Origin of the sequence: Mesorhizobium sp. M0633, from assembly GCF_040320645.1 — a bacterium.
Lineage (GTDB): Bacteria > Pseudomonadota > Alphaproteobacteria > Rhizobiales > Rhizobiaceae > Mesorhizobium.
Genome location: NZ_JAMYQC010000063.1, coordinates 1 through 13,521, shown reverse-complemented (window position 1 = coordinate 13,521; position 13,521 = coordinate 1). Strand labels below are relative to the sequence as shown.

Below are 13,521 nucleotides of genomic sequence, written 5' to 3'. Positions count from 1 at the left end.
AATCTCCACCCCGCGGGTTCCTTCCCTGGAGGCTTCCGGACGCCGGCCTCGAGCCACGCCATCTCAGTAGACGGCCGGCATCCGAAACCCATCACAATGTCGGACGTTGAGGTCGGCTTGCGCGTGAGCTGAAAGCGGACATTCTGATGGGGTCGCAGAACGCCCGAAGGGGCGACCCCTAGCTGACATTTGCCTCAGATATTTTCCGGCGTGACTATTTCGAATGGAATTGACCGCTGAAGGGTGGCGAACGGTGCTTGTGGTCCAATGACATCAATCATGGTTTGAACGAGAAGGGCCGAGGTTGCGTCGAGCGGATGACAGAGAGCTGCAGTGATCAACCCTTCAGACAGTCCCTTTCGGGTTTCGGGTCCAATATCACGGCAAACCAGCTTGATCCCCGACCGCTTTTCGAGAGTTGCCTCCCTTAGCGCACGGAGGACGCCGGTTATTCCGCCGCCGACGATCAGAATGCCCACAAGGTCGTCAGTCGCCTTCAGCAACTCGGCCACCATGCGGTACGCCTCACTCGATTCCTCATGCGTCGGGCGACTTTCCTCCACTGTTAGCCGCGGAGCATGCTCGCGCAAATAGGACCGGAAGCTGGCGTCTGCGACGTCCTGGCATTGATAGCGGTGGTTCCCTATGAACACCGCAATGCGACCAGGGCCATGTGTGGTCTGGGTGATCAGGAAGGCTGCGGTGCGCCCCAGCTTCCAGTTGTCGGTGCCTACATACGCCGCTCGTTCCGGCGCTGATTGGTCGGTAATGTAAGAGATGACGGGTTTCCCGATCTCCTTCAGAAAACGGATGGCTTGGCCAATGATCGGATGATCTGCGGCGACTACAGCGACAGCGTCGCACGACTCGCCGAGCGCGACGAGGCGGCTCGAGATTGTCTCCGGTGTCAGCAAATCCACAAAGTCGATAACCGGCTCGATCACCTCGTCCCGGCGATCGCGACAGGCGGCAACGATTTTCTTTCCGAACAGCTGATAGAGGTCACGGGTCGATTGCTGCAGCAGGAACCCCAATCGGTACTGTGGTGATAGCTGACGGGCTCGGTTGTCAATCGCACCGATGCCGTAGAATCCTATTTCTGCCGCAGCGCTTTGAACGCGTTGAATAGTTTTCGGGCGCACGGAAACGGTCCCATTCAGAATTCTATTTACCGTCGCTGTGGATACGCCTGCGGCGATAGCGAGATCGCGAATTGTCGGCCGAGTCATGAACCTCACCTTCGTTTGTATCATGATGATTGAGCCGAAATGACACAAATGTCATTTTGATATTATTTTCGACTACTACAAATATCAACCCTCCGATATGAAACGTGCCAGCTGGTCTGATCTGATGAGGGCTCCGGCGGCTGGGCCCACACGCACAAGACTGATCCGAGCACGGAGGTGCTGTTACGATGGATGACCTTCAGTATGGGACACGCGACAAGCGCGGCAATTGGGCGCCGCACCGCCGCGCCGAACCGGCGCCGTTGTGGCATCGTCCGTTCAATGCAAGAAAGGTCATCGCCTGGGTCCCTGAATTTTTTTGGCCGTGGAATGCTTTCCACATCGCCACATCGCTCCTCTGGGTGAATTTTCTCATCCCGAACTGGCAGAGCCTGGCAAGCTTGTCGCTGCTCAACTATTTTTGGCTTTACGGTCTGAACGCCGCCGGCATTTTCCTGTTTTATGGCTTCTTCGAGCTGCGCTTCTACGTTCATCGCCGGCAGGGGACGCGTTTCAAATACAATGCGAAATTTCCGTCTGATGTGCCGTCCGACGTTTTCTGGTTCCAGCGCCAGAACCTAGACAATTTCCTGCGGTCTTTCTTTGTCACCATCCCGCTGTGGACCGTGGTCGAGATCGTGATGCTATGGGTCTACGCCAACAGCTGGGCGGTCTGGCTGCCCTGGACGACCAATTGGCTCTACTTGTCTTTCCTGGTGTTGATCGGACCGTTTGTGCACGAGGTTTATTTCTTTCTGCTGCATCGCGCGATCCATTGGCCTCCCCTTTATAAGTGGGTGCATTCGGTCCACCACAATTCGATCAACCCGAGCCCATGGTCGTCTCTTTCCATGCACCCCGTGGAAGGCTTCCTGTATCACGCCGAGGCGTGGCTGCACCTGCTGATCCCATCCAACCCGGTCTGCGCCTATTTCACGCTGCACGGCGCCGGGTTTGGCGCGGTCAACGGTCATCTTGGCTTCGAAACGTTCGAACTGACCGACAAGATGAATCTCGATAGCCATTCTTATGTGCATTACCTGCACCACAAGTACTTCGAGGTGAACTACGGCGGAGACGGTCTCGTGCCGCTCGATAAGCTGTTCGGCACCTGGCACGACGGCAGCAAGGAGGCCGACGACGCGATGAAGGCGCGCTTCCTCAAAAAGAAAGAGAAGCTACGCGCCAGGCAGCAAGCCCGTGGCGCAGGCTCGGGTATGCCGGCGGAGTGACGGAAAGGCATCAGCGCCTAAGAGGAGAGGGCGCGGGGCAGCAGAACTTAATTTGAACACCTGCAGGGCGGGTGAAACCTGGGAGGACTACTGTGAAGCTTTTAAAGACACTCATATCGGCAACGGTTCTGACTGCATTCAGCACCGGGGCGACACTTGCCGCCAACATCTTCGTGATCGGCGGCAAGCCGGACGATCCGTTTTGGTCGATTGTCAAGCGGGGCGCCGAAGACGCCGGCAAAGTGGTCGAGGCCCAGGGCGGTAAGGTCACCTGGCTCGGTCCCCAGAACTATGACAATCTGGGTGTGGACGCTGCCGAGCTGATCCGGCAGGCAATCGACCAGAAAGCCGATGCCATTGTCGGTCCGGACTGGGTGCCAGAAGCAATGGATCCTGCGTTCAAGGCCGTCAAGGATGCCGGCATTCCGCTGGTCATCTACAATGCTGGCGGGTTGAAGGCGGCCGATCGCCTCGGCGCGCTGAACTACGTCGGCTCTGACGACTACAAGGGTGGCGTCGCGGGCGGCGAGTACCTGGCCAAAGCCGGCAGCAAGAAAGGTGTCTGCATTAACACCCTCCCGGGTGCCGCCAACATCGAAGCTTATTGTGGTGGCTTCAAAGAGGGAATGAAGAATGGCGGCGGCGAGGCCGACGTGTTGCCCTTGCCCGCCACGTCGTTCGGTTCAGCTACAGCTGTTGCGCAGGCTGTGAAGGCCTATTTGTTGCAGCACTCGGACGTGACCGCCGTGTTCACCATCGGTAACGTTGACGCCAACTCCGCCATGAACGGCCTCACCCAGGCCGGAAAAAGTGATAAGGTTCGTCTCTGCGGCATCAACTTCGACGAGACGATCCTGAACAACATCAAGGATGGCAAACAGGCCTGCGCGATTGATCAGCAGGGCTACCTGCAGGGCTACCTCGCCGTGGCGATCCTGAACGGCAATGTAAACTACGGCCTCACCGTGCCCACTCGTGAGATCCTGACTGGACCCGGCATCATCGACAAGGCTTCCGTAGATGCCACCATCGCTGGTGTGAAAGCCGGGACGCGATAGCCCCTTTGTTCAGTGCCGCCCTCGCGGGGGCGGCCATTCCATCTCCCTGCGGCGGCCTCATCGTGGCTGGCCGCCCGCTCGCGGATTACCCAATGGCACATCCCGTGACTTCCACATCGATCCAGGCGGCGGACCCCACGCGGTCCGGACTCGCCCTCGGCCGGCTGGCGCGTCGACCAGAGTCGGGCTCGTTCCTCGGCCTGGTCGCGGTTCTGCTTTTCTTTGGCCTGTTCGGCGGAAGCGGCTTCCTATCGGCAGCCGGTACGGCCAGCTGGTTGAACATCGCGTCCGAGATTGGGATCATCGCCATGCCGATAGGATTGCTGATGATCGCCGGGGAACTTGACATCTCGGTCGGCGCCGGGATCCCCGCAGCGTCGCTTACCGCTGCCATCATCTCGGGTCACTATGGGCTGCCCGACTGGCTTGGCATAACGGCCGCGCTTGGCCTCGGCCTCGCTGTCGGCCTCCTCAACGGGCTCTTCGTGACGAGAACGACCATCCCGTCACTCATAATCACAATCGGCACCATGTTCCTCACGATGGGCCTGACGCTAGGTCTCACCGTCAAGATCGCCGGCAGCACCGGCGTGTCACTGGTGCCAGACCCGCTTACCAAGGCAATCTTCGGCGACTATCTCGGGGGCATGTTCCAAGTCACGATCCTGTGGTGGGTGCTGTTCGTGATTGGCCTGTTCTGGCTGTTGCACATCTCCCCCCTGGGCAACTGGATCTATGCACTCGGTGGCGACAAGGAAAGCGCGCGCAACGTTGGCATTCCGACCAAACGGCTGACCATCGGTCTGTTCATGCTATCCGGCTTCAGTGCCGCTTTCGTCGGGGTCAGCGAGGTGATGGTCTATCAGAGCGCGCAGGTTCTGGCTGGTCAGTCCTTTATCTTCAATTCCATCATGTGTGTGGTCATTGGGGGCGTTCTGCTCACGGGTGGCTTCGGCTCGATCATTGGCATCGTGTTTGGCACGATTACCTTCTCGATAGTGAACCAGGGCATCTACTTCACCAGCCTGGATCCCAACATCGGAAGCATCATAATCGGCGCGCTTCTTTTGATCGCGGTGCTGACAAACGACACCTTCCGGCAATTGGCACTCAGCTATTCTTCGAAGAGAGGAAAGCAGCCGTGATGGACGTGATCAAATCCGTGCTGCGCCGTCCCGAAGCCGGCTCGATCCTCAGTCTTATTGGCGTGGTGCTGTTCTTCGTTCTATTCGGCGGCGCCAATCTGGGTACGCTCGTTGGAGCGGCGAGTTGGGTCAATTTCGCGGCCAATCTCGGCATCGTCGCCATTCCCGTCGGGCTGCTGATGATCTCAGGTGAACTCGACATTTCCATCGGCGCTCTGATCCCAGTTGGTTCGATGACAACTGCCATACTCACCGGTTACTACGGACTGCCAATAGGGGTAGGGATAGCTGGAGCGCTGGCAGTCGGCGTGGCGGTAGGCCTGGTCAACGGTCTGCTGACGATCCGTACCTCCGTGCCCTCGCTCATCATTACTCTGGCCACGCTGGTCGCCATGCAGGGGGTGGTGCTCAGTGCTTCGGTGCTTCTGACCGGTAACGCCAGCGTCGCCCTGACCGCACCGGATTGGGCCAAATTCCTCTTCGGCCAGTTGATCGGCGGCAGTCACCAAGTCATCATAATCTGGTGGGTCGCCTTCGCTGCTATCACAGGCTTCGTTCTGCACAAGACCCGTTACGGGAACTGGCTATTTGCAATGGGCGGCGACCGCGTCAGCGCCCGCAACGCCGGCATTCCGACAGACCGCGTGACCATTGCGCTGTTTGTGTTGTCCGCAGTCAGCGCCACCTTTGTCGGGATCTGTCAGGCGATCCTGTTCAATTCCGCCCAGGTCTCCGGTGGCATGAGCTTTATCTTCAACGCCATCGTGTCCGTGGTCGTGGGCGGCGTGCTGCTGACCGGTGGTTTCGGGTCGGTCGTGGGTGTCTTCGTCGGCACCATCACCTTCGCCATCGTCAGCCAGGGCATCTACTTCACCCAGATTGACCGGAACTGGTCGAACCTGATCATCGGCGTGATGCTTCTGGTGGCGGTGATGATGAACCAGTCCTTCCGCGACCTGGCTCTGTATTTCAGGCCGCGGCGCGAGCGAAGCGTGCCGCGGGAGCCAGCAAACCCATGAAAAATGATCTGCTACCGCAGCCAAGCAATGGGCTCGCATCGATCAACGAGCATCGACCGTCAATTTCCTCGCCTATCAACGGTGTCAGGCCAGCCGGATCGCAGATGGGAGATGAGCCCGCCATGAACGATAAACCTGCCATTCTCGAACTGAGAAACGTCAACAAGTCCTTCGGACCAATCGACGTCCTGCACGATATTTCGCTGACGGTGCGCGCTGGCGAAGTGCTTTGTCTGCTCGGTGACAACGGCGCCGGCAAGTCGACCCTCATCAAAACGCTCGCCGGTGTCCACAAACCCACCAGCGGCCAGATACTGATGGACGGTCAGCCGGTTACCTTCTCTGGACCTCGGGAGGCCCAGGCACAAGGAATCGCCACAGTGCACCAGTTCGGCGGCACCTTCCCGCTGATGAGCATCGGGCGATCTTTCTTCGTTGGCCTCGAGCCGACCAAAGGTTGGGGGCCGTTCAAGATCTACGACCGCAAGCGCGCCAACGAGATCGCGGTGAAAGCGGTACGGGATTTCGGAATCACACGCATCGATGATGGTGATCGCCTGGTTGGGGGGCTGTCCGGCGGTGAGCGCCAGTCGCTTGCCATTGCGCGGGCCGTGTATTTTGGAGCGCGCGTGCTGATCCTGGATGAGCCGACCGCGGCGCTCGGCGTCAAGCAGGCCTCGCATGTGCTGCGTATCGTCAATGAGGCGAAGAGGCGCGGCCTGGCTGTGGTCTTCATCACCCACCAGGTCATGCACGCCATGGCGGTCGGCGATCATTTCGCGGTGCTGATCCGCGGCGCCATCGCCGCCGATTTCCGCAAGGGCCAAAAGTCCCGCGAGGAGATTACGGATCTGATGGCTGGCGGCGAGACCATGGCCGACCTGGAAGCCAAGGTCGAGGGTTACATAGCCGAGCATGAGGGGCATCCGCCATCACTCCAGGTGGTGGAGGGATCAGCCGCTCCGTAGACCTTCCCTGGAGGCCCCAGGAAGTCGGCTGCGCATCACGGCGCGCCGCTGCCCCGTAAATTCGAAACGCAAAGAATAGGACTGAGATGACAATCCGCATTGCAGTGATCGGCGCCGGCTTGATGGGCGCCGATCATGCCAAGATAGTCGCCGAGGAGCTGCCGGGCGCAAAGCTCCAATTGGTCTGCGACATGGATGAGCAGCGGGCTCGCCGCGTCGCCGACACGTGCGGCGCCTTCGACATTGCCACCGACCCCAAGGGCGCCATCGCCCGGCAAGACGTGGACGCCGTGATCATTGCGAGCCCCGATTTCACGCATGCGCCGCTTTCGATGGCCTGCATTGCCGCCGGCAAGCGCGTCCTATGCGAAAAGCCCCTGTCACAATCATCGGCTGACTGCATCGCGGTGATGGAAGCCGAACAGAAAGCGGGGGCGAAATTCGTCCAGCTCGGCTTCATGCGGCGTTACGACCGCTCCTATCAGGAAATGAAGCAAGCGCTCGATAATGGTCTTCTCGGCCGGGCGTTGATGATGCACAATTTCCATCGCAATGTTGAAACACCTGCGGCCGATTTTACCGGCGCGATGGCTATCACCAATTCAGCCCCGCACGAATTCGATGTCGTGCGATATGTGCTCGGCACCGAATATGCTGCCATCTCCGCATTCCAGCCGCGCCGTTCCGACGCGCGTGTCGCACCTGTCTTCATGGTGTTGGAAACGGTGGACGGGCAGCTCGTCAACATTGAGATCAACAACAACGCCGCCTACGGCTATGACGTCCGCGCCGAGCTGATTGGCGAGAACGGCGCCGTGGCAACCAACAACGTTGCCTACACCCGCACGGAGTCAGCGCTTACCCAAAGCACAAACTACGACGCCGACTGGCGCACCCGCTATTACGATGCCTATCGCCGCCAGAACCGCGACTTCCTTCGCTTCGTCATGACTGGTGAGTTCCCCGCGACCGCCTCGGACTGCTGGGACGGCTACTGCGCCGCCGTCGTTGCCGAGGCCGGCGTGGTAGCGCTGAAGCAAGCCCGTCGTACGCCCGTCCAGATGATTGCAAAGCCGGAGTTCTACGCGTGAAGCTGGGTTTCGTTTCAGACAGTCTCGGCAATCTGCCGCTCGATGCGGTGCTTAATTATGCCCAGCGCATGGGGGTATCCGGCATCGAGGTGAACACCTGCGGCTGGTCGACCGCCCCGCATCTTCGGCTTTCGTCCATGCTGGGTAACAGGGACGCGCAGAAGCGGTTTGCTGCAGCCTTCGAGGAACGCGGCCTGGAGATCATAAGCCTCAACGCAAACGGCAATCCGCTGCACCCAACCGATCCTGCCCAAGGCCAAGGGTTGAAAGACACGATCCGTGTGGCCGGCGAGATGGGCATTCGCACCGTCTGCACCATGAGTGGTCTGCCGGCCGGCAGCGCTAGTGACAGCATGCCGAACTGGGTCGTCTCGTCCTGGCCGCCGGAAACGCAGACCATCCTTAAATATCAATGGGAAGAAAAGCTGATCCCGTTCTGGACCGAGATCGCGGCCCTGGCGAAGGAAAACGGCGTCGATCGCATCGCGCTCGAGCTCCATGGCAATCAGTGCGTCTACAATGTGCCCTCGCTCCTGAAACTGCGAGAAGCGGTCGGGCCTGTCGTGGGCGCCAATCTGGACCCGTCGCACCTGTTCTGGATGGGTGCTGATCCCCTCGCCGCCGCCGAAGCGCTGGGCGCGGCCATTTATCATGTCCATGCCAAGGACACGATGCTGAACCGGCCAGTCCAGGCAGCGACCTCGCTGCTTGAGAATGGCAACCTGATGGACATTCCGGCACGGTCCTGGAGCTACATTACGCTTGGGTTCGGGCACGGCGAGGAGTGGTGGCGACAGTTCTGCTATCGACTCAAGATGGCTGGCTATGACGGCTGGCTTTCCATCGAGCACGAAGACGTCCTTCTGAATTCGCTGGAGGGGCTCGAAAAGTCCGTCGCGCTGCTCCAGGGCGTGATGCCGTCCGCTCCCGCAGACTTCAAACCGCAAGATATCTGAGGAGAGACTCAATGCCCTGGGTTGACGCTTGTGCCGCTGACGAAATCGAAGCCGAGGAAGCCAAGCGCTTCGAGAATGGCGGCCGTACGTTCGCGATCTTCCGCAACAACGCGGATGAATACTATTGTACAGACGGGCTTTGCACGCATGAGAAGATCCACCTCGCGGACGGTCTCGTCATGGGTAATACGGTTGAGTGCCCCAAGCACGCTTCCGTTTTTGACTTCACGACTGGCGAAGTAGAGACGCCCCCGGCCTGCGAGAACCTCAAAACTTACGAGACGAAGGTCGAGAACGGCCGCGTCATGGTCGAGGTTTGAGCCGTCATGAGCCAACCCTTCCAGTTGGCCGCCTGCGCCGAGATGCTTTGGCTTGATCGTCCGATGGCTTGGCGCGTCGCACGTCTGCATGAGATGGGTTTCGGCGTCGGATTGTGGAATTGGCCGGACCATGACCTCGCAGCGCTCGAGAAGTCGGGGGCGACCTTCACGATCATGAATGGCTATCTCGACGGCAGGCTCGCCGACGACGAGGGCGCCGACATGCTCTTGAAGTCCGCCCTGGAGACCGCAAGAGTCGGAAAGCGCCTCGGGATTGCCAGGCTCAACCTGCACGGCACCGGTCTCGGCGAAGGCGGTATTCCTATCGTGAAGTCCGAAGTCGAGACCGGTCCCATGTGGCTGAAGGCGCGGGACACCTTGAACCGTATCTGCGACATGGCCGAGGCCAAAGATGTCGTCTTCACGCTTGAAAACCTGAACCTGCTTGACCACCCGGGCTGCCCCTTCGGCTCGACGGCAGCGGTGCTGGCATTGGTGTCATCGATCAATAGACCCCAACTGCGGATCAATCTCGACCTCTATCATACTCAGATCGGCGAGGGCGATATCGTGCGTTGGTGTCAGAAATGCCTGCCCTTCATCGGCGAGGTGCAGGTGGCCGATAATCCAGGTCGTTGCGAGCCGGGAACAGGCGAGATGAACTGGCCCAACATCGCGAGAGCTCTGTTCGACATGGGATACCGCGGGCCGGTGGGTTTGGAAGCCTTTGCTAAAAACGATCCAGAGGCGGCGCTGGACGCTTTTCGGCGGGCTTTTACGGTTTGAGCTATGCCGGGAACGGTCATCAAAGGTGCGATGTGGGTGCGGGCGTTATGAGCGAGTGTGGCAGCTGTCCGACCATGCTTCCGATCCGAGCGCCGCTCGCAGATTCCTTTCAAGTTCACCTGACCTGTAGTGGAGGCTGATTATGGGCATGTATCACAACCGTCCTCATGTCGAGGATATCCGAAAGATGAAGAGGAATGGACAGAAGATATCCATGCTCTTCGTCAGCACGCCCGACGAGGCAGCCGCGGCTGCCGCGGCAGGCATTCACATGCTCTCCATCGAAGGCAGATACTTTGACCAGGAAATGCGACAGGCAGCCGGCGATTGTTTCGTACAGGTCGGCCTTCCATACGGCAGTTGGGGCAGCTTTGCTGGCCGTCCGCTCGCTACGGCAGAAGACTATCTGCGTGCGGCTTTCCACTTCGCCGGCATTGGTGGCGACGCCTTCTACTGCTCCGCGTCCTACGACATCCAGAAGGTGCTCTGCGACAACCACCTTCCAGTCGTTGGGCATATCGGCCTGATCCCTTCGTACATCACCTGGACGGGTTGGCGCGCAGTCGGAAAGAGCGCGGAAGAAGCAATTGGCCTCTGGCGGCACACCCAGAAACTCGAGGAGATCGGTGTCTTCGGGGCGGAACTGGAAGTCGTGCCCGACCGGGTGGCGAAATTCCTGACCGAAAACTCGTCGCTGGTGATGCTTGGCATGGGCGCCGGCAAGCATGCAGATGCGCAATACCTCTTCACAGAGGATGTCTGCGGCTATGGCAAGAACCATAAGCCGCGGCACGGAAAGGTTTACCGAAACCTCGGCCCTGAGCTGCAGAAGATGCAAGACGAGCGCGTGGCGGCGTTCAGGGAATACAAAGCCCACGTCGATTCTGGCCGGTATCCCGATTACGAACATACAGTTCCGATTGGGGACGCTGACTTCGATAGCTTCATGCGAGCAGCCAAAGGATGACAACCATGCGTGCGGGGCTATCCGGATTGCTCACGAGCGGGTGTTAGTCAAGTCGAAGTCCGCAACACGAAGGCGCCAACGCTTGCTGAACTCAAAATGCTGATTGCCAAGAGGGAGCTGATCCTTCCGGCGAAGTTGGAAACTCTCGCTCGCGTGATGTTCGCGGAGCCAGACTACGTTGCTTTCGAGAATGCCGCGTCGATCGCACGCCGATGCAAAGTGTCAACGACAACGTTATCTCGCCTCGCTCCGCGCCTTGGCTTCAGGTCTTTCAAAGAAATGCAGAACTGCTTCCGAAATCATCTCCTAAGTCGACGGAACCAGACACAACCGAGGTAACGCGCAAGCCGGTCGAGATTACGCTGGGTGTAAAGGTCTTCTTTCTAATCCAATCATGCTGAAGGCAGACTTTCTGCTTTCGCGAAGAGTTTCGGGCGCAGGTCGGCCGTAGAAGATCAGTTCTTGCGACTTCCTGAAAGCTGACGATCGGCTTGGGCTGCATGATGTCCGGGTTTTGTCCAAAGGGACATAGGGGCATCAAATCAGGCGGTTGCTTTCCGCAATTTGACGCGCCCGCCGCACCGTGCCGTCGGTGTCGGCGGACTTTCGTCTTGTTGCTTCGTCGCTTCTGATCGTCAGCCGCTTCGACAGGATTTTTCCAGTTTCGACGATTGGCTTGACCGGTATGGCCGGAGCGTCCGGAGTTTTCATGTACCTCATGCTTATTGTCCTTTTAGGCAAAAATGAAAGAGAGCGCGGAGCGGCTGTCCGCCCCGGCACCTTGCACGGCGATAAAATTACGGTCGCACGATCCAGGCCAGCAACGCCGGATTAAAATCGGAGTTGCCGGTATAGTCGCGGATCAAAAGCGCGGCGTATGCCTGCCACTGATCCTCGGGGATCTGCTTTTCAATGACCGATGTTCTGAACGCGTCACGCAGGATATTGCAGTCAAAAGTCGAAATCACATCGGCCGATTGATCGTTGTCCATAATGCGGCTCCCATCGAGGGGGCGGGAGTACGATGGACGCTCTCAAGCGCCGGTGCCCATTGTTCTGTGGCCGGCGACAACGGACTGTACGCCCCGCACAGGTGGTTAGCGAATCATTCCGGCGAATTTGCTCGCCGGTGTGCTAGCTCAGCGGCCGGCCTGTTCCCGCCGCTTGGCGTCTTCATCGTTCAGCCGGCCGACCATCTCGTCCGCTTCGCCGGCATTGATGCCGACCATGATCTTGTGATCGGACTCGGCGGGCTGGCCGGTGAAAACGTCGAAAACGGTCCAGCTGTCCGGGCGGTCCATGCGAAACGCGTAGCGGTTTGCCATAGTCGCGTCCTATTCATTTTCGCCGGCACCAATTTGTGTCGATCGGTTCAGGCCTGCACAATGACAAAGACTGCCGCCAGGACAACGACTGTCCACAGCACCACGCACACCTTCAAAGCCAGGCCCCCGTGCCGTGAGATGCCCTCCCGCATGCGGGGTACCCCGTTCTTCATTCTCCTGCCCGGCGTGGCCGCAACGCCGACCGGCGGCTTGACCCCAAGTCTGCCGAATACCGGAAGCAGCGTCGGCTCACGCACGGGCTTCTCCGGACGCCAAGGTCTCAGTATCCCATGCTGCCGCCGCCACCGCCGCCGCCACCACCAACTGCCGGTGCGGCATCCCGAGCCGGAATGTCGGTGATCATCGCTTCGGCGGTGATCAGAAGGGCGGCGATCGAGCCCGCGTCCTGCAGCGCGGTGCGCACCACCTTTGCCGGGTCGACGATGCCGGCTTTGATCATGTCGACATACACCTCGTTCTGGGCATCGAAGCCCTGATTGTGATCCTTGCTGTCGGCGAGCTTGCCGACGACGATCGAACCTTCGACGCCGGAATTCTCGGCGATCTGCCGGATTGGCGCTCCAAGGGCCCTGAGCACGATCGAGATGCCTGCCGTCACATCGGCATTGGCGCCGCTCAGGCCGTTCAGCGCCGACTTGGCACGCAGCAAAGCGACGCCGCCGCCCGGGACGATGCCTTCCTCGACCGCGGCGCGCGTTGCGTTCAGCGCGTCGTCGATGCGGTCCTTCTTTTCCTTGACTTCCGACTCGGTGGCGCCGCCGACGCGGATGACGGCAACGCCGCCCGCCAGCTTGGCCAGCCGTTCCTGCAGCTTTTCCTTGTCATAGTCGGAGGAGGTTTCCTCGATCTGTCCCTTGATCTGAGCGACGCGCGCTTCGATGGTCGCCTTGGTGCCGGCGCCGTCGATGATCGTGGTGGTGTCCTTCTCGATCAGCACGCGCTTGGCGCGGCCGAGCATCTCGATGGTGACGTTCTCCAGCTTGATGCCGAGATCTTCCGAGATCATCTGGCCTGCGGTCAGCACCGCGATGTCTTCCAGCATCGCCTTGCGGCGGTCACCGAAGCCCGGCGCCTTGACGGCCGCGACCTTGAGGCCGCCGCGCAACTTGTTGACGACCAGAGTCGCCAGCGCTTCGCCCTCGACGTCCTCGGAGATGATCAACAGCGGCCTGCCGCTTTGCACCACGGCTTCGAGGATGGGCAGCAGCGCCTGCAGATTGCCGAGCTTCTTTTCGTGGATGAGGATGTAAGGGTCTTCCAGCTCGGCGCGCATCTTTTCGGCATTGGTGACGAAATAGGGCGAGAGATAGCCGCGGTCGAACTGCATGCCTTCGACCACTTCGAGCTCGGTGTCGGCGGTCTTGGCTTCCTCGACGGTGATAACGCCGTCATTGCCGACCTTGT

At 59.7% G+C, this 13,521-nt stretch carries 16 protein-coding genes; 10 read left to right on the top strand and 6 right to left on the bottom strand.

The window, feature by feature from the left end:
• Positions 1–194: 194 nt before the first annotated feature.
• Positions 195–1,229 (bottom strand): LacI family DNA-binding transcriptional regulator, encoded by a 1,035-nt coding sequence (locus NKI47_RS33580; protein WP_352595839.1) that lies wholly within the window; start codon positions 1,227–1,229, stop codon positions 195–197.
• 188 nt (positions 1,230–1,417) lie between these two features.
• On the opposite strand from NKI47_RS33580, the gene NKI47_RS33575 reads away from it, so the two are divergent.
• The 10 genes from NKI47_RS33575 (at position 1,418) to NKI47_RS33530 (ending at position 10,771) form a co-directional block, all read left to right on the top strand.
• A complete protein-coding gene (locus tag NKI47_RS33575) occupies positions 1,418–2,461 on the top strand; it encodes a sterol desaturase family protein (RefSeq protein WP_352595836.1) in 1,044 nt (347 codons plus the stop codon).
• A 113-nt stretch (positions 2,462–2,574) separates the two neighbouring features.
• Positions 2,575–3,519: a sugar ABC transporter substrate-binding protein gene (locus NKI47_RS33570; protein ID WP_352595844.1), complete on the top strand. Its 945-nt coding sequence runs from the start codon at positions 2,575–2,577 to the stop codon at positions 3,517–3,519.
• Between the two features lie 5 nt (positions 3,520–3,524).
• Positions 3,525–4,664: an ABC transporter permease gene (locus NKI47_RS33565; protein WP_352595833.1), complete on the top strand. Its 1,140-nt coding sequence runs from the start codon at positions 3,525–3,527 to the stop codon at positions 4,662–4,664.
• Positions 4,664–5,683, top strand: a complete 1,020-nt coding sequence (locus NKI47_RS33560) for an ABC transporter permease (protein WP_352595841.1) — start codon at positions 4,664–4,666, stop codon at positions 5,681–5,683. Before NKI47_RS33565 ends, NKI47_RS33560 begins: the two co-directional genes overlap by 1 nt.
• A 122-nt stretch (positions 5,684–5,805) precedes the next feature.
• On the top strand, positions 5,806–6,651 hold the full coding sequence (locus NKI47_RS33555) for an ATP-binding cassette domain-containing protein (protein WP_352595830.1): 846 nt from the start codon (positions 5,806–5,808) through the stop codon (positions 6,649–6,651).
• Between the two features lie 86 nt (positions 6,652–6,737).
• Positions 6,738–7,742, top strand: a complete 1,005-nt coding sequence (locus NKI47_RS33550) for a Gfo/Idh/MocA family oxidoreductase (protein WP_352595827.1) — start codon at positions 6,738–6,740, stop codon at positions 7,740–7,742.
• On the top strand, positions 7,739–8,698 hold the full coding sequence (locus NKI47_RS33545) for a sugar phosphate isomerase/epimerase family protein (protein WP_352595824.1): 960 nt from the start codon (positions 7,739–7,741) through the stop codon (positions 8,696–8,698). Before NKI47_RS33550 ends, NKI47_RS33545 begins: the two co-directional genes overlap by 4 nt.
• 11 nt (positions 8,699–8,709) lie before the next feature.
• Complete coding sequence (locus NKI47_RS33540) at positions 8,710–9,018, top strand: MocE family 2Fe-2S type ferredoxin (protein WP_352595821.1); 309 nt, start codon at positions 8,710–8,712, stop codon at positions 9,016–9,018.
• A 6-nt stretch (positions 9,019–9,024) separates the two neighbouring features.
• Positions 9,025–9,804, top strand: coding sequence for a TIM barrel protein (locus NKI47_RS33535; protein WP_352595818.1), 780 nt, complete (start codon positions 9,025–9,027; stop codon positions 9,802–9,804).
• A gap of 142 nt (positions 9,805–9,946) precedes the next feature.
• The gene (locus tag NKI47_RS33530) at positions 9,947–10,771 is read left to right on the top strand and encodes a 3-methyl-2-oxobutanoate hydroxymethyltransferase (RefSeq protein WP_352595817.1); all 825 of its coding nucleotides are present in this window, start codon (positions 9,947–9,949) and stop codon (positions 10,769–10,771) included.
• 537 nt (positions 10,772–11,308) lie between these two features.
• Here NKI47_RS33530 and NKI47_RS33525 read toward each other — a convergent pair.
• The 5 genes from NKI47_RS33525 to groEL all read right to left on the bottom strand — a co-directional run.
• Positions 11,309–11,491, bottom strand: coding sequence for a hypothetical protein (locus tag NKI47_RS33525; RefSeq protein ID WP_352541463.1), 183 nt, complete (start codon positions 11,489–11,491; stop codon positions 11,309–11,311).
• Positions 11,492–11,568: 77 nt separating this feature from the next.
• A complete protein-coding gene (locus tag NKI47_RS33520; RefSeq protein WP_352541462.1) occupies positions 11,569–11,763 on the bottom strand; it encodes a hypothetical protein in 195 nt (64 codons plus the stop codon).
• A 147-nt stretch (positions 11,764–11,910) separates the two neighbouring features.
• Positions 11,911–12,096: a hypothetical protein gene (locus tag NKI47_RS33515; RefSeq protein ID WP_352541461.1), complete on the bottom strand. Its 186-nt coding sequence runs from the start codon at positions 12,094–12,096 to the stop codon at positions 11,911–11,913.
• 47 nt (positions 12,097–12,143) lie between these two features.
• Positions 12,144–12,353 carry a hypothetical protein gene (locus NKI47_RS33510; protein ID WP_352595815.1) on the bottom strand — a complete coding sequence of 70 codons (210 nt, stop codon included), beginning with the start codon at positions 12,351–12,353 and terminating at the stop codon, positions 12,144–12,146.
• Positions 12,354–12,376: 23 nt separating this feature from the next.
• The coding region (gene groEL / locus NKI47_RS33505; protein WP_352595813.1) for a chaperonin GroEL at positions 12,377–13,521 on the bottom strand (1,145 nt) is incomplete at its 5' end.